Below are 24,289 nucleotides of genomic sequence, written 5' to 3'. Positions count from 1 at the left end.
TTCGCCTTATTAAAATTAGCTGATTGCTTTTGCTGGTAATAATGAAAACCCACTGTTCTTTATGAAAGTATGCAATGATTTCAGTAAAAAGGTAATTCGGTATAAATCTCGATAGGAAACTGAAATGTCCGATACATCGGTCTTCCGTCCTGTTTGTAGAAGAATTTTGGGTTATTAGCAAAGAAGCCGATAACCATAATGTTTTTAATTCAATTGATTCATGGCACAAGTTAGGATGTGGGCTGCAGGGGCGACCAAGAGCTTCCGGCATAACCCCCTCGCCTGCCCTCGCATAGCCATTTATTCCTTTTCCTCTTGGTCTTTATTGCCCACATCCTGGGAGGGTACCATAAACAATTTCTCACTAAAACATGAAATGTTATGGAAACTTCAAACATCAGTTTATCGTCCCAGGTTGCCGAAATCCAACTGTCCTATCATCCCAAAGTCAAATTATCAGCCTGTCCAAAAATTGCATGCTCCCGTCAGGCATACAGTATATTGCTGGAAGGTTGGGACAAGGACAAAATAGAATTTGTCGAACAGTTCAAAGTCATGGTCCTGAACAGGGCCAACAAGGTAATCGGTGTGCTGCTGTTGGGAACAGGAAGTGTGGCAGGTGTTACAATTGATGTGAAACTGATCATGTTCACTGCTATAAAATGTAATGCTTCCGGAATCGTCATCAGCCACAACCATCCTTCGGGAAATCTGATGCCTTCTAAACAAGACAAATTACTGACCCAAAAAGTCAAAGAAGCCGGAGAAATTCTCGATCTGCCATTACTTGACCACATTATCGTAACCCAAGAAGGATTTTTTTCCTTTGCGGATGAAGGGCTGCTTTAGGCCCTTTTTTTTTATGGATAAATGGTCATTGAGAAGTTTATTTTGGGGCTTTCTCTTTAGTTTTCACTTTTTTTGGACTATCGTAAAGCCCTCTTCAATCTTCTATTCTTATTTTGCTTAACAATATAATAATCGATCAGGGGGGCAAACACATTCATAAACAAAACTGCCAGCATTACTCCCTCTGGATAAGCTGGGTTGACAGCCCTGATGACGATGGTCAATACCCCAATCAAAAATCCATAAATCCATTTCCCTCCTTCAGTCTGGGAGGCTGTAACAGGATCTGTCGCCATGTATACTGCGGCAAAGGCCAATCCTCCCATCACCAGATGATAGGTAGATGGAAGTTCAAAATAAGCAGACTGAATTCCCAAATAAGCCAAAAAATTAAAGAAATACCCCATCACCAATGCTCCGGAAAAAACGCTTAAAATGATTTTATAACTTCCCACCCCAGTGAATATCAAGATTGCAGCTCCTAAAAGACAGGCGAGGGTTGATGTTTCTGCTATAGAACCGGGAATGGCCCCAACAAACATGTTCCAGAATGAAAATAGGTTTTCACCACTCCAGAGGCCAGCTTTGGATAAATTTTCAATAATTGAAATCCCTGATCCATGCATTGAAACAGTTTCCTGGGCAATCGCCAATGCAGTGGCCCCGGAATAACCATCCACCAATTTCGACGGATCAGGAATGTAAGTCCAGATTTCCCCGGAAAGCTGTGAAGGGTAGGAAAAATAAAGGAATGCCCTTGCGGTCATGGCTACATTCAGGATATTCATACCTGTACCACCAAAAACTTCTTTGGCAATTACCAAAGCAAATGCCGTGGCAAGTCCTACCTGCCATAAAGGGACGGTTACCGGTAGGATTAGTGGAATCAACATCCCTGTTACCAAAAAGCCCTCATTAACCGGATGTTTTCTTACCAAGGCAAAAGTTACCTCCACTACACCTCCCACACTATATGCAACAATAATTATTGGGATAACCAATTCTAGTCCTAGTACTATTTTATAATAAAAAGTAACTGATTCACCAATGGCTAAGTAATGTTGGTGGCCCGAATTCCAAATCCCAAAAATTAAAACCGGAATCAAGGATACCACGACCGTAATCATATATCTTTTGAGGTCAATTGCATCACTTACCTGAACTCCTTTCACAGAGGTAGTGTGGTTTGGAACCATCAGAATAGTATCTATCATATTAAATAGGTAGAACCATTTCTCATATTTCCCTCCTTTTTCGACATATGGCCGGATTTTAGACAGATTTTTACTTACTATCTTCATAAATAAATAAGATTTAAACTGATTACATATTTATCTCGCTGTCCTTTTATCTATCCATTTTTTGATCAAAGGAACAAGAATGAACCCAGCCGGTAAAGAGAAAATACACCCGACAATAAAATCACTGATCCAAATAACGAAAAAGTCTTCTTTCAAGCCTATCCTCAAAAGTAGAATTGCAAATGACATCACCGCTGTCATCATAATGGACACCGAGAAGATGAAAAGCATATGAGCTTGTTCAGGTTTAAATTTCATTGCACCTTAATTCGTTAAACTTTCGCTGTAGCCAAATATTTCAGGCATCTGGATAAAGGTTGTTACCCATATAATAACCATAAATACTATAGCCGGAACAGCTTGCGAGGGTTGATGTAAATTGACCGCTATCGCCCCTCCGTAATAGGCAACCAATAAGAAAAAACCAACCCTTGCAGTCCTTGGGAAGATGTATAAAATCAAAGCTGTGGCTTCCAATCCGATAAGAAGAGGAAGCATCTCCTGAAGTCCAATGGCCTCCATTTGGGAAAGCACCTCAGAGACTTGGAGTATTTTGGTCAATAGAGTAATACCTACAGCCAAAACACAAATGGCTTTGGCAATGGCTTTGGTACGAATGTTAAATTTCATCCTTCTTTTAATTAAAGATTTCAGTCCTGATAAAGAGTCCCAAATTTGTTTTTGACTGACGGATAGGGCCATATTGATCGAAATCGGCACCAAAGCCAAACTGGTAGTTTTTCACATCCAGTCCAAGCCTGAACTGCTGAAAGCTTCGGCTATGGACTTCAAGTCTGGTCCAATTGGTCAATGCCATCAACTGGGTAAACAGTCTTATATTTTCAGACAAAGCCGGGCGAAATTGGATCTGGGTAAATGCCTCATAAGAAGGTGTGGATTTCAAATGGGCTGCAACAAAAAAAACGATCAGGTGGCTTCGGCCTGCGTTGACAAATTGTCCTACGAGGTTAGGGGAAACTCCGGTAAAAGAGTTATAAGTCCCTCCTACTCCAATACCTACTCCTTTTACGAAATTGTAAGCCACATATGATTGAATAAGCCCTTCATTGAATGGCTTGTCTTCCTCATTAAAATGTGAGTCGAAATAGGTGATGTTGAAAAAATCGAACCTGTGACCTTTATCCAAAGGCTTGATTAGAATGTTTTGAAAAAGAAGCTTATTAATGCCAATCTGAAACTCCGGCTGAATCGGTGGACTCATAGGAGGTCTTCCTGTACCTGGGTCTTGGGCAAAAGCCTCCATGGAACAACCAACAGCAAACAGAAAGAGAAGTGAAATAATGTTTCGCATATAATTGTTATTTTTATGCAAAACTAAAGTTGATAGGGTCAAAAAAATGGTAAAAATCAAGCACATTTTTGTGATTATCAATCAAAAATAACCCGATCAGAAAATTTAAGCAGAAAGGGATTCAGTTACTTTTTTTCTATACGCTGAGGGGGAAATGCCTGTATTGGCCTTAAAAAACCGGCTAAAATAGCTTACATCTTCAAAATTCAGTTCGAAAGAAATATCAGCAATTGACAGATCATGTCGATTGAGCAGGGTTTTGCTTTCAAGCAATAACATTTCCTGTATCCAGTAATGAGAAGATTTGCCTGTTACTGATTTAACACATTTATTTAAATGATTGGGGGTAATATTCAAAAAATCAGCATAATCGCTTACTTTTTTAAAAGATCTGATTTTTTCATTAACCAATTGTTTGAACCTACCAGTGATTTTTTCCGATGTGGACAGCTTTATTTCTTCTGCCTGATCAGGCAAATAGGTCTCAATTTCGAATAGTAATTCCATCAATTTAAGGGCAATCAGTTCTGTTTTATTTTTGACCTTTCCTAAATAAACCGACTCCAGGCCTGCCAGCTTTTGATTGATGGAATCAGCAGCATTTTTATCAAGTGATAAAAGTGGGGGTCGGTCTGTTTTGAAAAGCGTTAATTTATCCAAAAATAACTGTAGACTTTCCACAAACCCCAAACTGAAATGGAAATAGTATCCCTTTATATCCTTACTTATAAAAGGAGTAGAGGTTATCTGATTGGCAGGCATAAAAAAAATCTGTTGCTTTTTCAGCGTATAATTATTCAGGCCAGATGTTCTCAAAGCTTCTCCATGGGTAACAAGGACTAAATCATACACTGTTTTCCTGTGTGGAGGAATCGGCAATTTTATAGTATTCATAGTTTCCTCTAGCCTCTGTATAATAAAATCTTCTTGGATTATAGAATCAAGTGAGTAATTATTAGAAAAATCGGAAAAATGAAGCTGTTGAAAACTATTGATATCCAGTGTCGGAATTAATTTATCATATTTACCCATTTATTTTTGGTTTGGTCTTTTATCAAAGTTCATTCTGAATTCGGTTTTACAGATAAAGATAAATCAAAACAATAATTATAATACGGAATAACTATTCTCTAAAATATTTCCTTTTGAGCTGAATAAAAATTTGTCATGGAAGGTTTGAATAGAATTACTTAATTTATAAAAATTTCCCAAACATTTTTTCTATTATGCCACAAGTTAGGCAGAGGACAGCTGGGCCGGCAAATAGCTTCCTACATAACCCTCTCACCTAATTATTCCTTTTCCTCTTGGTCTTGATTGTTCACTTCCTGGGATGGTACCATAAACAATTTCTCAAAAAACATGAAATGTTATAAATACTTCAAACATCAATTCCTTATCCCAAGTTGCTAAAATCCAACTGACCTATCGGTGCAAAGTCAGCCTTTCTTTATGTCCATAAATTGCTTTCTCAAGACAGGCTTACAGTGTTTTGCTGGAAGGATGGGAAAAGGACAAAATAGAATTTGTGGAGCAGTCCAAGGTCATGGTTTTGAATAAGGCAAACAGAGTAGTCGGTGTCCTGCTGTTGGGAACAGGAAGTGTGGCTGGAGTCCCAGAAGATGTAAAACTGATCATGTTCACTGCCATGAAATGTATAAAATAGTTTAATTTATTTGTATGCCATCGGAAAAAACTACATCAATCAGTAATTCATGGGACATTAATGCTGAGGAATGGATCAAAGTGTTAAAGGAACAAAAGATACCTTCCAGAGAAATTACTAATCCTGCTATTATAAACCATGTTCTTGGTTTCAAGTTGAAAAATATCCTGGACTTAGGATGTGGAGAAGGTTGGTTATGCCGGGCTTTGTCTACAAAGGGAATTGAGACCTTTGGGGTAGATGGTTCGGAGAGGTTGATTTTAGAAGCATCGGAAAAAGGAAAATCATCAAACTATCAATGTTTAAGCTTTGAAGATATTATAATCGGGACCAAAATCAATGGAGCTCCTTTTGAAGGAATTATATTCAATTTTTGTCTCTATGAGAAATCGATGACTGAAAGGTTATTGATAAAAATTGATGAATTATTGGTAAATGATGGGTATATATTCATACAAACCCTGCATCCATTCACTTTTCACAAAAACGGACAGACATATAAAAGTGAGTGGGTCAATGATTCATGGAAAGGACTGCCTGGAAACTTTAAAATGCCCCATAGATGGTATTTTCGTACTTTGGAGGATTGGATGTATTTATTTCAAAAGACGGGATATACAATGATTAATTTAAGAGAGCCAAAAAGTGCTGAAGCTGAATTACCTTCCAGTATAATTTTTACACTAAAAAAATCCAGATGAATGAATTATCACAATAAAAAATTTAGAGCTATAGAGAACACCGAAAATGGAGAATCATCCTCCTCCACCATCTTTCATTACCAGCAGGAAGGCAGGATTATAGATGGATATTATAGTGGGGGTGAAATTGAAAAAGGATTTTTATTAGGTAAGGTGGAGAATAATGGAAACATCGACATGGTTTATCAGCATATCAACAAGCAGGGAGAGATCCGGACAGGCAAATGTAAATCGACCCCTTATTTTTCAGAAAATGGAACACTTAGACTGAAGGAGGTCTGGCAATGGACCAACGGGGATCAATCCAATGGAATCTCAGAAATAGAAGAAATCATACTACAGTAATATTCCATAAACCATGAAAAAATCAACAGTTAAAGAAATCAGGACACGTTTCGACAAAGATGTGGAAAGGTTCAGTAATCTTCAAAAAGGACAGACAGCCACCGTGGATGCAGTGGCATCATTGGAAATATTATCGGATGCGGCAAAATACCTTTGCCATGGAGCACGGGATATTTTGGATATAGGCTGTGGTGCAGGTAACTACACCCTCAAAATATTGGAAAAGATTCCCAACCTGAATTGTACCCTGATAGATTTAAGCCAACCCATGCTGGACAAAGCATATGAACGGGTAACAAATTCTACAAATGGTGAAGTTACTATCTCTCACACTGATATAAGAGATTTTCCTGATAATGCAGAAAGTTTTGACATCATAACTGCCGGGGCTGTTCTCCATCATTTGCGTGATGAGTCTGAATGGAAAGCAGTATTCAAGAAGTTGTTTACGCTGTTAAAGCCCGGAGGAGTTTTGCTTATTTCAGACCTCGTTGTGCAGACACTCAAACCATTGAATAAACTCATGTGGGAAAGGTATGCCGACTATTTGAAAAATCTCAATGGAGAAGCCTATCAAAAAGAAGTGTTTGCCTACATTGTAGAAGAAGATAGCCCGAGAAGCTATGAATTTCAGCAAAAAAAACTGAAAGAGGCAGGTTTTGCCTACGTTGAGATATTACATAAAAACATGTGCTTTGCCACCTTTTGTGCCGTCAAAGAAAAATAAGGTGGTGGACTGGAATTGATGGAACCTGGGGAAACTTTACCGGAGTAAAAATCATACAGTGGTATTTAAAAAAGTAAAGCCATGTATTCCTTACAGTTAATTGAGACAGGATAACAGAGAGGGCATGATCAATAGTGATGTAAAAAAATATATAGACAAAAGCGTCTTGTGCTGGCTGGCTACGGTTAATGAGTTGAATGAGCCAAATGTTTCGCCAAAGGAAGTATTTACCTATGATGGTGAGCATTCCTTACTTATTGCAAACATTGCATCTCCGCTCAGTATCAAAAATATCAGGGAAAACCCAAATGTCTGTGTAAGCTTTATTGATGTATTTATTCAGAAAGGATTCAAATTAAAAGGAACAGCTAGGGTCATTGAAAAAAAGGATCCCGGATTTGGAAATAAAGCAAAACTCTTGACTGATTTGTTTACGGATAATTTTCCAATCAAATCCATCATAGAGATAACTGTAATAAGGGTAGATAAGATAATGGCTCCCAGCTATTTTTTATATCCGGATAAGACTGAACAATCCCAAATTGAAAGTGCCATGAAAACTTATAAAGTGAAACCTATTGATTGAGAATATTGATAATCAATTCCAAAGCTTAATGGTTTACTTTATTGAACAACCTGTTTAACCAAATGACTCTGTTTTGAAATCTGATCTTATACTTTCCAATATCTGTCAATACATCTCATTATCACCTATGGAAAAGGAGTATTTTCTAAGTCTGTTGGAGGAAGGGAATTTGCACAAAAAGGAGTTTCTTCTAAGTCAGGGAGAATCCTGCAAGCATATCTATTTTGTCAACTCAGGTATACTCAGGGCTTTCCATATCAATCAGGAGGGAAAAGATTCTACAGTGATGTTTGCTGTGAAAGATTGGTGGATCACCGATATGCATTGTTTCTTAAATGTTGTTCCTTCAATGGTGAATATTCAGGTGGTGGCACCATCGAGTGTTTTAAAATTGTCCAAGGAAAATCTTGACAAACTGTATGATGAAATACCAGAGTTCAACAGGTTTTTTAGAATCCTGATGCAGAATGCCTATTGCCGGGAGCAGTTAAGAACAATTCAAAACCTTTCCTTGCCTGCTTTGGAACGGTATGAGCGATTTATCAAAAAATACCCTCACATCGCCAATGCCGTTCCACTAAAACAGATTGCCTCCTATTTGGGCATCACCCCGGAGTTTCTAAGTGCAATCAGGGCAAAGAAGGATTGAAGAATGAAATCCTTTTCTTAATATATCTTATTTTTTTAAAGCTGAAGAAGGCATTAATTTGAAAAAAACACTATGCTAATCCTAATTGCGGGGCCATATCGAAGTGGCACCAATGATGATCCTATTCTCATCAAAGAAAACCTTGTCAAACTTGAAGCCATGTCACTGCCTATTTTCAGAAAAGGGCATGTTCCAATCATTGGAGAATGGGTTGCTTTGCCCTTGCTTCATCTTGCCGGATCTCAAAAGCCGGGTGATGCTGTATGGGACGAGATCCAATATCCTGTAGCACATCGGCTACTCGAAAAATGTGATGCCGTACTGAGAATTCCCGGTGAATCAAAGGGGGCGGATAAAGATGTTGAAATAGCAAAAGCAAGAGGTCTAAAAGTATATTATCACATCAAAGATATTTCTGATGCAGAATAAACGAGTAAAAAACCTAAAGAAAGAGCTGCTTTCTGATAATTGGTACCGTTTGGAAAAGGTAACTTTTGATTACCAATTGTGTAATGGCAGGTGGGAAACCCATACCAGAGAGGCTTATGACCGAGGCAATGGAGCTACCATACTTCTTTACAACATATCAAAAAAGACGGTTATCCTCACTAGGCAATTCCGTGTGCCTACCTATCTTAACGGTAACCAAACAGGCATGCTGATCGAAGCCTGCGCCGGATTACTGGACAGGGCCAACCCGGAAGACTGCATCAGAAAAGAGACGGAGGAAGAAACAGGTTATCAGGTCAAATCAGTTCAAAAGGTATTTAAGGCCTATATGTCCCCTGGTTCAGTGACAGAAATCCTGCATTTTTTCGTAGCTGAATATACAGAAGAAATGAAAATATCCGATGGAGGTGGGGTCAAAGAGGAACAGGAAAACATTGAGGTGTTGGAAATTCCCCTTTCAGAAGCTTATGCCATGATTGGCACCGGGGAAATTTGTGACGGTAAAACTATTATGCTACTCCAGTATTTAATGTTGAGTGAGCTGGTTAAATATCATTGACCTGTATAATTGAGGATATCCATATTTTAATAAATGAAAAAATTCGAGAGATTTTTTATAGGAGTTTGATTCACTCTGGTTCTTTTGTCATTGGTAGTGATAATAATTAGTATTAACACAAAGGGTGATGACATTGAGGCAGGATGCAGACCTCTCCTGCCGTCGAGGTGACAAGGCAAAGTTTTTTCTTGATTTAAATGCTATTTTTAGTTCTAAACCAGCAATTTCAAAATCTGTCATTGGTAGTGGAGAAAATTGGCATTTATAGAAGGTAGAATGACAACTAGACGGGTTATAGACCTCTATCCACGATAGCCCCGATAGCTCCTAAAATCCGCATACAGATGTTTAAAAATACCGCAAAACCTTAATTGCTAAGGCTTTGCGGTTTCGATTATTTCACCTAATTTGGTGTTGCACAAACAATCGATGAATGAAAGTAGTAAAATCAAATTCAATATCAGCATTTGGAGGGATGAATTTCGTTTTTGAACACCTTAACAAGCTGAATATTAGTGATATCCTATCTGATTCTTTACCTAAATTAAACCCCAATTCTCGTTATTCATGGAAAGATTTATTTTATTCTTTCCTGTCAATTTATTATTGTGGTGGGGACTGCATTGAAGATATACACACCAATTTAAGGCCGCATTTTGAAAACAATCCTTATATAAAATTACCTAGTCCTGATACTTTACTGAAGCGCCTGTCTGAGTTAGCCACTGAAAATCAGATTTGTAAAACTAAGAGAGGTTCAGTTGAGCATGAATTTAATAGTAATGAAGAATTATGTAAACTAAACATGGCAATACTGTCAAAACTTGGGGTATTAAATTCTCAGGAATTGACGCTTGACTACGATAATACTATCATTTTTAATGAAAAAAGCGATAGTAAAATGACTTATAAAAGGGATTATGGTTATCAACCCGGTGTGTGTACAATAAACGAAGAACATATCTTTTACATCGAGAATAGAAATGGTAATTCCGATGCTAAGTCATTCCAAATTGATACTTTACAACGCATGTTTGGAGCTTTGGAAAAAGTTAAAACTCCAAAAGTTTCACATTTCAGAGCAGATGCAGCATCTTATCAATATGAAGTCATTGAGTTGTTGAATGAAAAATCTGAGTTTTTCTATGTAGGTTGTAGAAACAGTTACGTGGAAAAACATTTTACACAGGTTCAGGATTGGACAACAGCCAAAGATGAATTTGGGGAATTACAAGTAGGTTCAATCTTGATCACTCCTTTTTCACAACAAGCCAGAGAATATAAAGCTACTCCCAAGCCGTATCGCCTTTTGGTAAAACGCAGGTTAAGAAATGATGGCCAAATGAACATAATCACACAGGATGCCTATGATTACCGTGCAATATTGACCAATAATTTTGATATGACTGATTTGGAAGTCGCTAATTTTTACGCCAAGCGGGGCAACATGGAAAGACAGTTTGACATCTTAAAAAATGATTTTGGTTGGCAATGCCTCCCTTTTTCTTCGTTAAACAAAAACTCAGTATTCCTCTATTTTTCAGCAATTTGCAGAAACCTATACAATAATGTGATTAACTATTTTTCAACTAAATGCAAAAGTATAAAACCCACCGACCGAATTAAAAAATTTATTTTTCGATTTATAATTCTTCCTGCAAAATGGATAAAACAAAGCAGACAAATGAAGCTAAAAGTATATAATCCAGCTTTTGTATATACCTGATAAAAAAAACATTTGCGAAAAAAAATGGCTCATTCCTCTAAAATAAGTATTGGATAAAACTGTCTTTACTTTTCAAAATTTCAATAATTCTGTAAATCAAGTCAGCAAAAACAAACAAACTTCGGAAACAAGAGAAAACAAAAGCCTTGATTTTACTCAATTTTTCAAAACAACACGGTTTGGTTTACAGAATTGAATGTCATTAGGTCACTTACGGATTTTAGGAGCTATCGGGGGGATCGAGGTGACAAGGCAAGGTCTTTTTAGTCTTAAATGCATTTTCAGTTCAGAGGTATCTTCACTCCAATTCTGTCATTGATAAGAAAAAGAAAACTCCCCTATTGGGGAGCTTAGTTGTCTAAAAGATTACTTTTTTGAAGCTTCCAAAGATTCCTTACGGAACTCTTTCATCATTTTGGTAAGTTCCAAAGTAGCTTTGCGAGCTCTTGTACCTGCGGCTTTGTTGCCTTTTTCCGATTGCAATTCAGCATCTGCTTTGAAGGATTCAAACTCAGCATTTATTTTATCAATAAGACTTTTCATTGTTGTGTGATTTTTGATTGAATGCAAAAATATGATTTTCTTTCAGTTTCTTTACCGCTCAGTTGCATTATTCAATTCCTCCAACCCAAATCGACATAAAAAATCCAAAAATGCATTAATGGTTTTGGGATATATTTCTTAACTGATTCAAACTCCAAAGCATTTTTAATATCCTTTGAATCTGTTGAACTTCTCGATACTATAATTTTATAATGATTTTTCACATGGGAATCTAAGCATTCAAAACTTTTCAGAAATCCCCACCCATTTAATACAGGCATTTCTAAGTCAAAATTATTAAACTTGGATTTTGATATAATTCAAAATAAACTGGATTTCTTTGTGAATGCGGCTAATGGCTTGTAATCCATTATTAAAATCTAATACTTCTCCTTTAAATCCAATTATGTGGAGTATCTTTTTATTTATCAGGTTTAGAACAATGTCATCATCAATCAATATGATTCTAAGCCAGTTTGGGGAATTTACCATGAAAGGATTGTAGTAGTTATTGGGTGATTATTTGAAAATATTGCTGGTCTTTCTCATTCTGGTTACCCGAAAACATCAATTAATGTTGATAAAGATTAATTGCATTTATTTTTCATTATTGGATTTTCATTTACAATTTAAGATAGTTTATACCTTTAAATATGATTTAAATAGCTTGATTTGAAAATCAAGCTACAAACGATTTTATCTAATTTTTCGCTCCATCTCCTTTTTTAAAAATACCTATTCAACCAACTTTCCTTTTTGATCAAAGGAAATAATATATATGATTATAAAAAGTCCATAATTTTCATATCAGCAAGGAAAAAAGTTGTCCGACTCAATATGTTCTTGGAATTTATTGAATTTTAATTGGGTAAGTTCATATCCATCACCATCTATAAAATACCATTTATGGAGGAAGTAGGCTTCGAGCTCTTTAATGTCATCCCGCAAACCAAGTTGATAATCCCTTACTAATTCCCTAAGTGCTGCGCTGTCCATAGGAGAAATATATCAATTGATTTTTAAGATAAGAACTGTTTTTTTTATATAGCATTTCTTGACATTTTTAATAATAACCCTTCCCTAGACAATAAACTACTTTTAAAGAACCTAATGGGATTGCATATGCATCATTAACGGATTGGTTTTATTCTTTTGCCCTTTTCAGTTAAAAATCTCATTGTTCTCTGTTAGGATAATCGGCTGTCCGTCCGTAATGACAATTGTATGCTCGTGCTGTGCCATAAAGCCACCTTTGTTACCAACCATTGTCCAGCCGTCATTAAGTTCAACTGTGTATGAGGATAAAGTTGAAATGAAAGTCTCAATTGCCACAACAGAGTTCTTTTTAAACCGTCTATGGTCAAGTCTGTTTTTATAGTTTAGTAACTCGTCCGGTTGCTCGTGTAAACTTCTTCCGATTCCGTGCCCTCCCAAATTTTTAACCACTTTATACCCTCTCTTTTTAGCTTCGGTTTCCATAAGATGGCCTATGTCAGCTATTTTTACTCCCCCTTTAATATTATTAATTGCCTTTTGCAATATTTCTTTAGATGCGTCAACTAACTTTTGATGTTGCTTAATATCCTCTCCAAGAACAAATGAGCCACCATTGTCAGACCAATATCCTTCAAGTTCTGCTGACACATCTATATTTACTAAATCACCTTCTTTTAATATTCTTTTACTAGATGGGATACCATGACAAAATTCATTATCTACACTTATACATGTCCAACCTGGAAAATTGTATGTTTCGTAAGGTGCAGATTTTGCTCCATAGCTTTTTAAAATATCTGCTCCATAATCATCCAGTTTTTTAGTGGTCATGCCTGGTTCAGCAAATTTTATCATTTCCTTTAAGGTGAAGGCCACAACGTCACTTATTTTTTTCATGGCTACTAATTCACTTTCTTTTGTTATTGACATATCGCTTATTTATTCTTATGTAGTATGTTTTTATACCTGACCGCTATTCTATTTATCTGGAAAAACCAGACTATTTACTTAAACATAAACAAATAAGTTAGGTTCCTCAAACCTAGCAATTCCACCTAAAACAAAAGATGCCAACTACTTGGTACTTTTTGCCAAATCCGTACCAATTTATATTTCCTGTAAAGCCTGATGATTCGAAGGCAAAAAAGTAAAGCGAAAATCCCTTGTCGTCCACTAAAAGCTCCCCAAGTAGATTTTCTGCTCCTGCAAGATTAATCATTATAGAAAAATTAAGAGTTAGGTATTTCTCTCTAACAAAACTTAACAAGCCTGAATTTTCCATTCCATAAATTTGAACATGAAATCGAGCATGAGGTTCTCCTCATGCCTAGAGATGGTTGTAAAACATGCGAAGATTCCCTGTTCCGACAGGCGGGCATGTGACCAATAAAAATATTATTATAAACACATGAAATATTTTACATGCTTAATTCTTGTTGCAGCATTGATTGGTTGCGCAAAAGATAAAAACACAGATCAATCCATTTCAACAAATTTTAAATTTGAAATTACGGATTCATTTAGAGTCAATCATCTGGAAGATTTCTTAGAATCCTTACCAAAATATGCCGCGGTTTTTGATTCAGATTACAAATTGCTCCAAGACAATATTGAATTGCTATCAGGTACAATTTCAACCCCTATTATAAATAAAGAAGGACAAAATTTTGTCCATAAAAATCAAAGGCTTCTTGGGGAAGAAGATTGGAATACATACTATTCATTAAAGCTAAAAATCCACTAAATCAAAGATATAGACTATACCTATCTTGACCACTCAAATCGCTATCTCCCTCCTACTCTCTCCCGACCATTCGTCTACTTTTTGAAGTTTCCCAATAGGTCATGCCCCATTGGGAAACTGGACTCCATTCTTTCCATGAGTAAACCCACGAACATCTAGGAAAGATAGATTGGCTTAGACATTTTGTCCAAACAGTTATAAGCGTCTTTTTTTTATAAATTTATTTTTCCGTGGGTCAAAATAATGTGAAGGTTCATTCTTCCTTACTTGAACTTGGGGTTCTGGTATTTGATTCTGTCGTTCTGGTTTTGGTTGTGTTAAATTCTCAATGAATTCCTGAACTCTTAATGACCAACTTCCGTCAATTGAAGCATTAATAAAAGCCTTACGCGGTATTTCGGCAAGTATTGCATATCTACCTATTCGAACAGGAATCAAACAATATAGTAGATTTCGAAAATCGTTTATATTGTCAATTGTGCCCAGTACTTTAAAATCAAAAATGACAGGAACGGAACTGGTAAGCCAATTTTCAGGAAAGACCTCTTCAATTAAATCAACTTTAAAAATGCCTCTCATATTGGTATTACGGAAATTCTCCCTCCCTTTAAGAAAACGGGGATAGTCTCTTTTTAAGCGTGTACCATCTACTATCCAAACCATATTTTTATAAAACCTTTCTCGTGAAGTTCGTTCCGCTTTATCTAAATAAGAATGTTGAAACTCAACCACAAGATTATGCGAAGTTCGGATATCGGCAATATGCTTTTCATCTGTTTCTTCATCAGTCAAAAAGACTTCTTGCCATTCAACAGGATAATTGCTTTTCCAAGTTCGATGCCATTCAGTTTCTGGTTCCCACCAAGGATCACAGGATCGAACTCCAATATGCGCCCAATGGTTTATTTTTCGTTCACCACATTTTGCAATCAATTCTGACCTACAACTTGGACATATTCCTTTGAGACCTTTGGTTGCCTCAGTTTTTGTACCATTGACTATTGCGTATCTCATTCTTTATTTTGATTGGAGTGAGTAGTGGAGAGAAATCCCAGACTTACTAAGGTAAAAATATCAAATCCAATTTTCCCATTTTGGAATCACTAGAAAAACAGATGCTCTCAAATTTTAGAAAAAAAATATCCTAATGGAATAATTGGAATAAATACCTGGTTTGAGACTAAGGATAAATAAATTGTATCCGAAATCAATAATCAAATTCCGAATTTTATTCAAAATAAATAGCACTTCGATATCATCTCACACAAAACTCTGGAATAATGAGAAATTTCCTCATTACTAACTCATAATATAGAGTAATTTAACTATATTTGAGAATATTTCTCATAACATAGTCAAAATGCTAATAGAGTTTTCAGTAGGGAACTACTTGTCCTTCAAGTCAAAAACAACGCTCAGCTTGATAGCCACCTCCATCAAGGAGCATGTTGATACCAATATCATTTCCACAGAACGCTTCGATTTACTGCGTGGGGCGGTAGTTTATGGTGCAAATGCCAGTGGCAAAAGCAACCTGATCAAAGCCATGTCCACCATGAGACGATTAGTGCTACAGTCCTTTGAGCAATCATCAGCTGATGAGTTGGATATTGTTCCCTTCCTATTAAATACAGCGACCGAACACTCCCCATCATACTTTGAAGCTGTATTTCTGATTGATGGCATTAGATATCGCTACGGGTTTGAAGTGGATGATCATAGGATCCATTCTGAATGGTTGTTTGAAGCTAAAAAACAGTCCGAAAAACCCTTGTTCCTTCGGGAAAATGAGGGTATTGAGGTAATGAAAGGATTTCCTGAAGGAAAGGATTTGGAAGAACGCACCAGGGACAACGCACTGTTTCTGGCAGTGGCCGACCAGTTCAATGGCAGGATTTCCAAAATGATCATGAAATGGTTCAACAACTTCATTGCCATTTCAGGCTTAAAGCATGAAGGTTACAAAGGGGTGACTTTTGAGATGCTGGAAAACAGCCAAACCAGAAATACCCTTTTGGATTTCTATAAAAAACTGGATTTGGGATTTGAGGATATCTCTATTTCCAAAAAACCATTCGACCCCAAAGAACTTCCTGGTGATATGCCAGAAACACTGGTAAAACAATTGGTAACCGACTTGGAGGGAGCATTCCGTATAGATATCAAGACCATTCACAGGAAGTATGATTCAAAAGATATGGTAGCTGGCCAAGTTGAATTTGACATGCGCAGTCAGGAATCTTCAGGAACCAATAAGTTGTTTAATATCTCCGGGCCTGTGTTCGATGTTTTGAATGACGGTGGGTTATTGGTAGTGGATGAACTTGATGCGAACCTGCATCCCATTCTAACACTTGCGATTACGAAACTGTTCAATTCCAGAGAATTCAACCCTAAAAATGCCCAGTTGATTTTTGCGACCCATGATACCAACTTGTTGAATTATGGCAATTACCGGAGAGATCAGATCTATTTTGTAGAAAAAGACAAATTCGGGGCTTCCGGCATCTATTCCTTGGTAGAATATAAAGAAGAAGGGAAAACAATCCGTAAGGACAGATCCTTTGAAAAAGACTATATCGAGGGCCGATATGGGGCCATTCCGTTTATTGGTAACCTTTCAAAATCCGACAGGGAATGGCAAGGAAGATAAAAATCCCCAATGAACACCTGAAGCGATTTGCCAGAGAAGAGGAAAAGAGAAAGAGAGACTTTAGAACCAAACGTCAATTCTACCTTATCGTCTGTGAGGGTGAAAAGACCGAACCGAATTATTTCAAGGGTTTAAAGGAAGATTTGCCTAAAGGGGTATTAACCTTCTATCAGATAGATATTGAAGGGACTGGAAGGAACACTCAGTCATTGGTGGATGAAGCCCTGCGGCTGAAACTCTCCTACGAAAAGGAAAACAGCCGACCCATCGACAGGTTGTGGGTGGTTTTTGATAAGGATAGCTTCTCCGCCCAGGATTTTAACAGTGCCATACAACGATGTAGCAATTCAAGTCCTGAAATAGGATGTGCATGGAGCAACGAGGCTTTTGAACTTTGGTATCTCCTGCATTTTCATTTCTATAACAATGGAATCAATAGAACTGATTACCAGCAACTCATAGAAGGTAACCTGAGGCCCCATATAGGGGAGCATTATCGATATCAGAAAAACAGTGAAGAAATGTATGACTTACTTAAAACTTACGGCAACCAGGATAATGCCATCCGCAATGCCAAAAATCTGACCGAAAACCTTATAGGGCAACAAGATTACGCCAACCATAATCCCTGTACGATGGTCTGGAAGTTGGTAGAGGAACTGATGGGATTGAAATAGGAATTGTTTTTTGCGGCTACAGTTAATGAGTTACATGAGCCAAAGTCCATTATCAGAAGCACTGCATTTGTTTGCCTTATAATGCAATGATCTTTTCAAGGTCAATGTCCCGTCTTTCTGATTTGGTTATGATCATTTTAAGTTATATTTTATACTTACTGTAAGCAGGGTTTTGCTTGGAAAACATCTGGTATTGGCAGCAGTATGCGTTTCGAATCTTTTGTTCATCGTTATCTTTTCCCACATTAATACCTATACATATTCTCCACCGCCACATTCAACTTTTTTTCATTATGCAGGAAATAGTCAAAGAAATCTTCCGACAAAGTCAGGTGTCTGTTTACCTCATCATAAAAATGTAAAACCTTTGAATAAATCATTGTTTTCCCTTTATATAATCTGAAAGTCAAGGGTGCTTCCTGTAGTTCTGATTGGGTAACTTCCATTTCAGCTTCCCTATTGAGATACCTGATCCAAATGTCCCGGTAACCCATTTCATCAATTTTACCCAAACTTTCCAACTTATAATTTTCAATAAATTCATACAGGCTCTCAGGTTCGGTGAACAATTCAAAATCAAAACCAATCTCCTCAACTGAGAACTTATGACTGGAATAGATCCCCTCTTCCAGTTGTCCCAATGTCAACCCGAGTGAGGTGGTAAACACCTTGCTTTGCTTTGACAAATATTCCTTTAATAAATCTGTTGATTCCATGTCTAGTATTTCTTTTTTACTGAAGCAAGTAGGATATAAACGCTCCATGCGACCAAGAGAGATGGAAATTACAGCAAGTATCCATGCCATTTTTTCACCCCCTGTTGTTTTACCCGAACCGACAACAATCAGAAATGGCAATAACCAAATAAAATCTATGATCAATAGAAATCCTATTCTCTTTCAATAATTTTGAAAGCATCCCTTACAAGTAATCAATGGTTCATTTATTTGTTAGACCTAGTTTTTCAATTTTTTTTAACCAATTTGCTCTAACTTCATCTTTGGAAAGTCTTATGGGGCCAATGGTTGTGATTCGCACTTTGTTTACTCCAATAAAATTCAATGTCCCTTTCTTAATAGCATTATGGCTTGGGTTTCCATAAACCCACTTGTAATACCAGGCAGGCTGGTCTAATGTACAAATTATCCTTGCGGTTTTTCCTTTAAAATATCCGTCGCTAAACAACGAATTTTCTCTTTTGTTGAAAGCAAATCCAGGAAGTAAAACTCGATCCAAGAACCCTTTCATAATTGCAGGTACAGAGCTCCACCATACTGGGTATATCCAAACTATATGATCTGCCCATTTTAATCTAGCTTGGGCATATAATAAGTCAGGTTCCAATTCTGTTCGCTTTCGATAACCAAATTGAAGATTAGGATTGAAATCCAATTCCCTGATATTAATTACTTCAATTACGGCATTTGATTTTTCGGCCCCTTTTTGATATGACGCTGAAAGTGCAAAACTGAAACTTTCTTTGTCGGGATGTCCATTTATAATCAATATTTTTTTCATCTTCTTAGAAATATTTTTTGATTTGATCCTCAAAATGATTGGTGGTTAAATTTTTGGTTCTGAAGAATGTATATAGAAGAAAACTAGCCGGCAACGTTAAAAAGGCTGTGCATATTATGAATGTGGCTACACCAAAAAAAATAGCTGAAATTTGACAACCAACTTCCCCTATATAGGAAGCAAAATAATTTTGGCGACCTATCAAATAATTATGGACAGCTATTGCGTAATCATAAAAGCGAATTGAAAGCTCGTAAAGTAACCAAGTTGGGTAAAACCAATTCCTAACAGATTCCCACCACTTTCCAAAAATTGATTTTAGTTGACTGTTTTTTTCTTCCATCTTTTAATTTTTTTTACAAAAATCTACTAAATGGAAGCGTTATTATTTGATCTAGATCAAAGGCGGTTTTTAGGATTTCTTATTCTACTCAAAGTTTCAAGTGTAATTCCTAAATATGAAGCAATATGGGTTAGGGGAACTCGGTTTGTGATATTAGGATAAATACTTAATAGGTGATTATACCTTTCATCTGCCTTATTAAACTGTATAGTGTACAATCTTTCACAAAGTCCTAACATCGTTTCAGTTACCACTTTGCTTATAAAACGTTCAAATTCATGGTGTTTACTTGTCAGTTTGTCCATAATATCCTTCGAAAACTCAAGAACTGTTGAGTCTTCAACAAATTCAACATAATGGGGACTTGGTTTGTCACTAAAAAAGCTAACAATAGGAGCCATGAACTGATTTTCGAAAGTAAACCAGTCCGTAATATCTTTTCCGTCTTTCAAGTAATAGGCTCTCGAACAACCTTCTACAATCAAATATGCTTTTTTAGAAAATTGTCCTTCACGAACTACAACCTCTCCTCTTTTGAATGTATTAACTTTTGAATAAGCAATTAATTCTTGCTGACATTCATGATTTAATGGTAAATAAATCTCCCCAATTTGATTTAAGATTTTTTCAGTATTCATTTTTTAATCGACTACAGTTTTTCAGTTTAGCACAGTTTAGTTATAGTGTTTGCCAATTTATATATCTGTCCGGAAAAACCAGACTATTAACTCTAATAATAACAAAAGAAGTCCGGTTTATCCTTGAACCTATCAATTCAGCCTCAATTATCCCTCCTCTCCACCAATGCAAACTCCGCCAGGATCCTAGGAAGAAATTCTTCAACAAAGATCCCGAACCGCCCCTCCAAGCCACTGACAAAAAGCGTAAGGTCCCTGAGTGGATTGGACTCGGACAGAAAATCTATGGCAAGCTGCCTCAGCCTCCGGTGATGGTATAAGATAGCATATATTCCCTTGCCATACATTAGGGTTAGTTCATATCCATCACCATCGATAAAATACCACACATGATTGAAATAGGATTCCAGCACTTCAATATCACTTAACTAATTGACAATGAGAATTACAAACAACTACTAATTCCTTTGTAAAAAGATTAGAAATTTTTATATAGCAAAAAATTATATAGTATATTTGTATTGTTGGAAAGCATAATCCCCTACATGATTAATTTAAATTGATATGAAATTTGTAATTTCTGTCAATTGATTCATCAAACAAATCGTAAAATCAAATGGAAAAAGTAATCGTAAAAACCGAAAAGAACGCTAAAATTTTCGATTACATTCAAAAAAAGGTCGAAGATAAAAATGCAATCATTTCTTATATTCGTGAGGGAAAAGATTTAAAAGAACTCGAGGAAAATAGAAAGATTAAATTTGTCAAACCAATATAATTTACACCAAATTAAAAAAGGGTACTCATTTGATACAGACAAAGGAGTACCCTATATTATTATCCTAGAAAAATCATCGTTTGTTCCTCCTTATGGGGATTTTTTATTTGATTTCTCATTTTTCCCACTTGTCCCCAAAGAAAAAAGAAATAAAGACCAAAACGGTTTTGATCCAAAAATTTGCCAAACCCTTATTAATTTTCTTGAAGAACTTTTCGATCAAGATGTTAGAAATTCAATTATATTTATCTGTGACAGCCAAGATCAACGTGAACTTTATAGAAAGATTTTATTTGATAAATGGTATGACAAAAGTTCATTAGAGAGGTTTGAAAAACTGGATTTTAAACTTGTAAATGATGGGGAAAATTATTCCATAACAACTTACATATCAATTGTTACTTTAAAAAACAACCCATATTTGAATGATTTGAAAGATTTCGCCAAGTCAAATATGGAAGAATTTGAATCCTACAAATTTGAATAACAAGTTTTGGATTCGCAAAGAAAGTCAATGGCCACCTGCCCCAGCTTCCGGTGATGGTATAAGATGGCATATTTTCCCTTGCCATACAAAAGAGTTAGTTCATATCCGTCTGCATCGATAAAATACCAAACATGACTGAAATGGGATTCCAGCACTACTATATCATCCCTTAGCCCAAGTTGATAATCCCTTACTAATTTCCTAAGTGTAGCGTTGTCCATGGAAGAAATATATCAATTGGTTTTTAAAATAAGAACTGATTTTTTGATTTAGCATTCTTGGTATTTTGGACAGTAATCCTCCCCTAGGGTAAGTTTTCCTTTCTGATGGAGTCAAAGCATATCCAAAATATCATTTTATGGAATCACCCCTCTCCTACTCTTTCCATCATGGAAACTAGGATGTTTCTGGAAAACTTATAACAACCCAATTACTTCCATACACCTTCAATTAGAATCAATATTTAACTTTCCTTCCTTCAATCAGTTGATTTTGCCCCATATTTAATGAAAAATACCCCAAACACGGTATTTTCTAATGTTTTAAAAAGTACGTTCTTTATAAATTAAAAAATAAGCTTATGGGAATTAAGGATTTGCATGAAAAACCTTTTGATCAAGGAACGATCACAAAACTTGAAATTTTTGAGGATTATACCCAAGCTTGGCTTCCAACTTTTGTGATGTCGGGATTTGGTACGGTTTGTATAATCGATTTTTTTGCCGGAAAGGGATATGACATAAACGGTATAGAAGGTAGCCCCATCCGGATTTTGAAAAAGATTCTTGACCATACAGATATTATTCTTCAAAAAAGGACAAAAATTTATCTAAAGCTTAATGAATTCAAAAAACCTAAATTCATAGAACTTCAAAATGCATGTAGTAGCTTTATTGAGGAGCAACCAATACTTAAGTTATTTGTTGAAATAGAGTATTCAAATCTGGAATTTGAAAAAGCTTTTGAAAAGTATTATTCTGATATCATAAAACATCCCTCTCTTGTATTTTTAGACCAAAACGGGGTTAAATTTTTGAAGTTGGATACAATTAACAAACTTGAAAAATCAAAAAGGACGGACTTTCTATTCTTTGTTTCTACATCATATTTCAAAAGATTTGACGAAACACCTGAATTCAAACAGTCTATTGATTTTGACATAGAGGATTTGAAGAAAAACCCCTATCAGTTTATTCACAGAAACCTAATTGGGGCAATTAAAAACAAGCTCCCGTCAAATTCAAATTTACAGTTATATCCTTTCTCTATAAAAAAGAGATCAGGTATTTATGGATTGGTTTTTGGTGCTTCACACCAATTGGCCGTAAACAAGTTTTTGGAAATAGTCTGGAAAAAAAGCGGTCTGAATGGTGAGGCCAACTTTGATATTGAAGATGATTTGTCTAAAGCTCAATTAGGTATCTTTGACCAACCGAAATTGACCAAAATCCAATCTTTCCAAAGGGATTTAAGAGATAATATTTTATCAAAAAAAATTACAGATAACAAATCGGTTATTGATTACACCCTTTCAAAGGGCCATATAGGTTCGCATGCGAGGGAAGAAATAATTCGAATGAAAAAAGAAAACCTAATCGATTATGAAGGGAATAACCCATTGATTAGCTATGATTCTGCAATCAAGAATCAAAAGTTGGTTATCTTTTCAGTCAAAAAATAATTTGGGACAACAGGTGCCAAAACAATTGGCTAATGGTTGAAAGAGACTAGTTTTACTATTGGAAGAAAACGTAATTCTCAAAAAAGACATTCTAAAAATCAAGCATTATGGCACAAACCTCAATTGAATGGACCGAACTAACTTGGAATCCAGTGACTGGATGTACCAAAATCTCACCGGGATGTAAATTCTGCTATGCAGAAGTCATGTCCAAAAGGCTCAAAGCAATGGGGGTGGACAAATACAAGGATGGATTTAAGAAAGTAAAGACACATGAGGATGCCTTGGGTATTCCATACACATGGAAGAAATCCAAGGTGGTATTTGTAAACTCTATGTCCGATCTCTTCCATAAGGACGTGCCCTTGGAATTTATCCAGAGAGTCTTTCAGGTGATGAGGGACAATGGTCAACATGTGTTTCAGGTATTGACCAAGCGAGCAGATAGATTGGCGGAAATCAGCGACCAATTGATTTGGCCACATAATATCTGGATGGGTGTATCTGTGGAAGACGAAAAAGTGACCGAAAGGATTGATTTCTTGAGACAGTGCGGGGCCCGTGTGAAGTTCTTGTCCTGCGAACCTCTAATAGGGCCTTTGTCAAACCTCAACCTTATCGGCATCGACTGGGTGATAGTGGGTGGAGAAAGCGGACACAAACCCCGGCCCATGGATCCGGAATGGGTATTGGATATACAGGAGCAATGCCAGCAATCCAATGTGGCATTTTTCTTCAAGCAATGGGGAGGAAAAAATAAGAAAAAAGCCGGAAGGGAACTCAATGGGAAAACTTATGATGAAATGCCGGAGATTGAGCTTCAAAGACATGTATAAATTTACTTCAATGTTGTCCCCAATCTTACCCAATAGAAACCAGATTCTTTTTGAAAATTCAAAAAACACCAAATGAGCTTAGACATAAGTAAAATCACGCCTGTATCTTTCATGACTTTAATTCTTATATTTTTTGCATCTGTAGCACCAGGTATACTATTCCTATTTATATATGATCCTGGAATTGTATTCGAATTGGAAACCATAAAGTTATTGGTTCTTTGTTTTGCAATTACAGCTCCTTTCTGGCTTGTGAATTCTACCGTTTATCTGATTTTGGAAACAAAATTTTCAAAGGGTGAAGAGACGGGCAGTGATCCTAATCTTCTTCATATATGCAGCATGGCAGGAAGCTTTTGGACAATGCCAGCAGTGTATTTACCAAGTTTGATAGCCTTATTTTTTGAGTTGGATCTAAAATTTGCCGTTTTAGGGATGATTTTGATAGAATTTGTGACTTTATTCCTGATTTGGCAATTGGAACATAGACTTAGGCCTAAAAAGACTTAATAATTATTAAAACA

The 24,289-nt window shown here is 36.3% G+C and carries 34 protein-coding genes; 18 read left to right on the top strand and 16 right to left on the bottom strand.

What is annotated here, in order from left to right; genetic code table 11:
* The first annotated feature begins 381 nt into the window (after positions 1-381).
* Positions 382-849, top strand: coding sequence for a JAB domain-containing protein (locus tag B9A52_RS17110; RefSeq protein ID WP_084121629.1), 468 nt, complete (start codon positions 382-384; stop codon positions 847-849).
* A gap of 77 nt (positions 850-926) precedes the next feature.
* On the opposite strand, the gene B9A52_RS17105 is transcribed toward B9A52_RS17110, so the two are convergent.
* From B9A52_RS17105 to B9A52_RS17085, 5 genes are all read right to left on the bottom strand, one after another.
* Positions 927-2,150 (bottom strand): NADH:ubiquinone reductase (Na(+)-transporting) subunit B, encoded by a 1,224-nt coding sequence (locus B9A52_RS17105; protein WP_084121628.1) that lies wholly within the window; start codon positions 2,148-2,150, stop codon positions 927-929.
* Between the two features lie 30 nt (positions 2,151-2,180).
* On the bottom strand, positions 2,181-2,381 hold the full coding sequence (locus B9A52_RS17100) for a DUF2798 domain-containing protein (protein ID WP_172805235.1): 201 nt from the start codon (positions 2,379-2,381) through the stop codon (positions 2,181-2,183).
* 33 nt (positions 2,382-2,414) lie between these two features.
* Positions 2,415-2,780, bottom strand: coding sequence for a hypothetical protein (locus B9A52_RS17095; protein ID WP_084121626.1), 366 nt, complete (start codon positions 2,778-2,780; stop codon positions 2,415-2,417).
* Positions 2,781-2,787: 7 nt separating this feature from the next.
* Positions 2,788-3,462, bottom strand: coding sequence for a hypothetical protein (locus B9A52_RS17090; RefSeq protein WP_157370200.1), 675 nt, complete (start codon positions 3,460-3,462; stop codon positions 2,788-2,790).
* A 105-nt stretch (positions 3,463-3,567) separates the two neighbouring features.
* Positions 3,568-4,356 carry a helix-turn-helix domain-containing protein gene (locus B9A52_RS17085; RefSeq protein ID WP_172805234.1) on the bottom strand — a complete coding sequence of 263 codons (789 nt, stop codon included), beginning with the start codon at positions 4,354-4,356 and terminating at the stop codon, positions 3,568-3,570.
* A gap of 634 nt (positions 4,357-4,990) precedes the next feature.
* On the opposite strand from B9A52_RS17085, the gene B9A52_RS25660 reads away from it, so the two are divergent.
* From B9A52_RS25660 to B9A52_RS17045, 9 genes are all read left to right on the top strand, one after another.
* Entirely contained in the window at positions 4,991-5,128 is a 138-nt protein-coding gene (locus B9A52_RS25660) for a hypothetical protein (protein ID WP_157370199.1), read from the top strand.
* Between the two features lie 14 nt (positions 5,129-5,142).
* A complete protein-coding gene (locus B9A52_RS17080; RefSeq protein WP_084121623.1) occupies positions 5,143-5,829 on the top strand; it encodes a class I SAM-dependent methyltransferase in 687 nt (228 codons plus the stop codon).
* Complete coding sequence (locus B9A52_RS17075) at positions 5,830-6,174, top strand: n-acetylglutamate synthase (protein WP_084121622.1); 345 nt, start codon at positions 5,830-5,832, stop codon at positions 6,172-6,174.
* Between the two features lie 13 nt (positions 6,175-6,187).
* Positions 6,188-6,901, top strand: a complete 714-nt coding sequence (locus B9A52_RS17070; RefSeq protein ID WP_084121621.1) for a class I SAM-dependent methyltransferase — start codon at positions 6,188-6,190, stop codon at positions 6,899-6,901.
* Between the two features lie 124 nt (positions 6,902-7,025).
* Complete coding sequence (locus B9A52_RS17065; RefSeq protein ID WP_084121620.1) at positions 7,026-7,487, top strand: pyridoxamine 5'-phosphate oxidase family protein; 462 nt, start codon at positions 7,026-7,028, stop codon at positions 7,485-7,487.
* A gap of 73 nt (positions 7,488-7,560) precedes the next feature.
* Positions 7,561-8,136: a Crp/Fnr family transcriptional regulator gene (locus tag B9A52_RS17060; protein WP_157370198.1), complete on the top strand. Its 576-nt coding sequence runs from the start codon at positions 7,561-7,563 to the stop codon at positions 8,134-8,136.
* Between the two features lie 72 nt (positions 8,137-8,208).
* Positions 8,209-8,565: a TIR domain-containing protein gene (locus B9A52_RS17055; RefSeq protein ID WP_084121618.1), complete on the top strand. Its 357-nt coding sequence runs from the start codon at positions 8,209-8,211 to the stop codon at positions 8,563-8,565.
* The gene (gene nudK, locus B9A52_RS17050) at positions 8,555-9,145 is read left to right on the top strand and encodes a GDP-mannose pyrophosphatase NudK (protein ID WP_084121617.1); all 591 of its coding nucleotides are present in this window, start codon (positions 8,555-8,557) and stop codon (positions 9,143-9,145) included. Before B9A52_RS17055 ends, nudK begins: the two co-directional genes overlap by 11 nt.
* Positions 9,146-9,578: 433 nt before the next feature.
* Entirely contained in the window at positions 9,579-10,871 is a 1,293-nt protein-coding gene (locus B9A52_RS17045; RefSeq protein WP_084118757.1) for an IS1380 family transposase, read from the top strand.
* 366 nt (positions 10,872-11,237) lie between these two features.
* Here B9A52_RS17045 and B9A52_RS17040 read toward each other — a convergent pair whose 3' ends face one another.
* The 4 genes from B9A52_RS17040 to B9A52_RS17015 all read right to left on the bottom strand — a co-directional run bounded on the left by B9A52_RS17040 (position 11,238) and on the right by B9A52_RS17015 (position 13,692).
* Positions 11,238-11,414: a histone H1 gene (locus B9A52_RS17040; RefSeq protein WP_084121616.1), complete on the bottom strand. Its 177-nt coding sequence runs from the start codon at positions 11,412-11,414 to the stop codon at positions 11,238-11,240.
* An 807-nt stretch (positions 11,415-12,221) separates the two neighbouring features.
* On the bottom strand, positions 12,222-12,410 hold the full coding sequence (locus B9A52_RS17025; RefSeq protein ID WP_084121613.1) for a hypothetical protein: 189 nt from the start codon (positions 12,408-12,410) through the stop codon (positions 12,222-12,224).
* Between the two features lie 165 nt (positions 12,411-12,575).
* Positions 12,576-13,340 (bottom strand): type I methionyl aminopeptidase, encoded by a 765-nt coding sequence (gene map / locus B9A52_RS17020; RefSeq protein WP_084121612.1) that lies wholly within the window; start codon positions 13,338-13,340, stop codon positions 12,576-12,578.
* Between the two features lie 112 nt (positions 13,341-13,452).
* Positions 13,453-13,692, bottom strand: coding sequence for a hypothetical protein (locus tag B9A52_RS17015; RefSeq protein WP_084121611.1), 240 nt, complete (start codon positions 13,690-13,692; stop codon positions 13,453-13,455).
* Between the two features lie 126 nt (positions 13,693-13,818).
* On the opposite strand from B9A52_RS17015, the gene B9A52_RS17010 reads away from it, so the two are divergent.
* Positions 13,819-14,154: a hypothetical protein gene (locus B9A52_RS17010; RefSeq protein ID WP_084121610.1), complete on the top strand. Its 336-nt coding sequence runs from the start codon at positions 13,819-13,821 to the stop codon at positions 14,152-14,154.
* A gap of 195 nt (positions 14,155-14,349) precedes the next feature.
* Here the strand turns inward: B9A52_RS17010 and B9A52_RS17005 are convergent, their stop codons facing one another.
* The gene (locus tag B9A52_RS17005; protein ID WP_084121609.1) at positions 14,350-15,168 is read right to left on the bottom strand and encodes a competence protein CoiA; all 819 of its coding nucleotides are present in this window, start codon (positions 15,166-15,168) and stop codon (positions 14,350-14,352) included.
* A 346-nt stretch (positions 15,169-15,514) separates the two neighbouring features.
* On the opposite strand from B9A52_RS17005, the gene B9A52_RS17000 reads away from it, so the two are divergent.
* Together B9A52_RS17000 and B9A52_RS16995 are read left to right on the top strand one after the other, a co-directional pair.
* A complete protein-coding gene (locus B9A52_RS17000) occupies positions 15,515-16,807 on the top strand; it encodes an AAA family ATPase (protein ID WP_084121608.1) in 1,293 nt (430 codons plus the stop codon).
* Positions 16,792-17,484 (top strand): RloB family protein, encoded by a 693-nt coding sequence (locus B9A52_RS16995; protein ID WP_084121607.1) that lies wholly within the window; start codon positions 16,792-16,794, stop codon positions 17,482-17,484. The genes B9A52_RS17000 and B9A52_RS16995 overlap by 16 nt, the downstream gene beginning before the upstream one ends.
* A gap of 245 nt (positions 17,485-17,729) precedes the next feature.
* Here the strand turns inward: B9A52_RS16995 and B9A52_RS16990 are convergent, their stop codons facing one another.
* From B9A52_RS16990 to B9A52_RS16970, 5 genes are all read right to left on the bottom strand, one after another.
* Positions 17,730-18,290, bottom strand: a complete 561-nt coding sequence (locus B9A52_RS16990) for a hypothetical protein (protein ID WP_172805148.1) — start codon at positions 18,288-18,290, stop codon at positions 17,730-17,732.
* A gap of 133 nt (positions 18,291-18,423) precedes the next feature.
* Entirely contained in the window at positions 18,424-19,002 is a 579-nt protein-coding gene (locus tag B9A52_RS16985) for an NAD(P)H-dependent oxidoreductase (RefSeq protein WP_084121605.1), read from the bottom strand.
* Between the two features lie 4 nt (positions 19,003-19,006).
* On the bottom strand, positions 19,007-19,345 hold the full coding sequence (locus B9A52_RS16980) for a hypothetical protein (RefSeq protein ID WP_084121604.1): 339 nt from the start codon (positions 19,343-19,345) through the stop codon (positions 19,007-19,009).
* Between the two features lie 56 nt (positions 19,346-19,401).
* The gene (locus tag B9A52_RS16975) at positions 19,402-19,983 is read right to left on the bottom strand and encodes a Crp/Fnr family transcriptional regulator (protein WP_084121603.1); all 582 of its coding nucleotides are present in this window, start codon (positions 19,981-19,983) and stop codon (positions 19,402-19,404) included.
* A 143-nt stretch (positions 19,984-20,126) separates the two neighbouring features.
* A complete protein-coding gene (locus tag B9A52_RS16970) occupies positions 20,127-20,396 on the bottom strand; it encodes a hypothetical protein (RefSeq protein ID WP_084121602.1) in 270 nt (89 codons plus the stop codon).
* Positions 20,397-20,599: 203 nt separating this feature from the next.
* On the opposite strand from B9A52_RS16970, the gene B9A52_RS25655 reads away from it, so the two are divergent.
* Both B9A52_RS25655 and B9A52_RS16965 read left to right on the top strand, forming a co-directional pair.
* A complete protein-coding gene (locus tag B9A52_RS25655) occupies positions 20,600-20,761 on the top strand; it encodes a hypothetical protein (protein WP_157370196.1) in 162 nt (53 codons plus the stop codon).
* Complete coding sequence (locus tag B9A52_RS16965) at positions 20,745-21,248, top strand: DUF6169 family protein (protein ID WP_084121601.1); 504 nt, start codon at positions 20,745-20,747, stop codon at positions 21,246-21,248. Before B9A52_RS25655 ends, B9A52_RS16965 begins: the two co-directional genes overlap by 17 nt.
* Here the strand turns inward: B9A52_RS16965 and B9A52_RS16960 are convergent.
* Complete coding sequence (locus tag B9A52_RS16960; protein WP_084121600.1) at positions 21,233-21,469, bottom strand: hypothetical protein; 237 nt, start codon at positions 21,467-21,469, stop codon at positions 21,233-21,235. The genes B9A52_RS16965 and B9A52_RS16960 overlap by 16 nt on opposite strands.
* A gap of 359 nt (positions 21,470-21,828) precedes the next feature.
* Between B9A52_RS16960 and tcmP the strand changes: the two genes are divergently transcribed.
* The 3 genes from tcmP (at position 21,829) to B9A52_RS16945 (ending at position 24,275) form a co-directional block, all read left to right on the top strand.
* Positions 21,829-22,929 (top strand): three-Cys-motif partner protein TcmP, encoded by a 1,101-nt coding sequence (gene tcmP, locus B9A52_RS16955; RefSeq protein ID WP_084121599.1) that lies wholly within the window; start codon positions 21,829-21,831, stop codon positions 22,927-22,929.
* 107 nt (positions 22,930-23,036) lie between these two features.
* On the top strand, positions 23,037-23,765 hold the full coding sequence (locus B9A52_RS16950; RefSeq protein ID WP_084121598.1) for a DUF5131 family protein: 729 nt from the start codon (positions 23,037-23,039) through the stop codon (positions 23,763-23,765).
* Between the two features lie 72 nt (positions 23,766-23,837).
* On the top strand, positions 23,838-24,275 hold the full coding sequence (locus tag B9A52_RS16945) for a hypothetical protein (protein ID WP_084121597.1): 438 nt from the start codon (positions 23,838-23,840) through the stop codon (positions 24,273-24,275).
* Positions 24,276-24,289 lie beyond the last annotated feature (14 nt).

This window comes from Aquiflexum balticum DSM 16537 (genome assembly GCF_900176595.1).
Taxonomy (GTDB): Bacteria; Bacteroidota; Bacteroidia; order Cytophagales; family Cyclobacteriaceae; genus Aquiflexum; species Aquiflexum balticum.
This window is presented reverse-complemented; position numbering and strand designations above follow the sequence as displayed.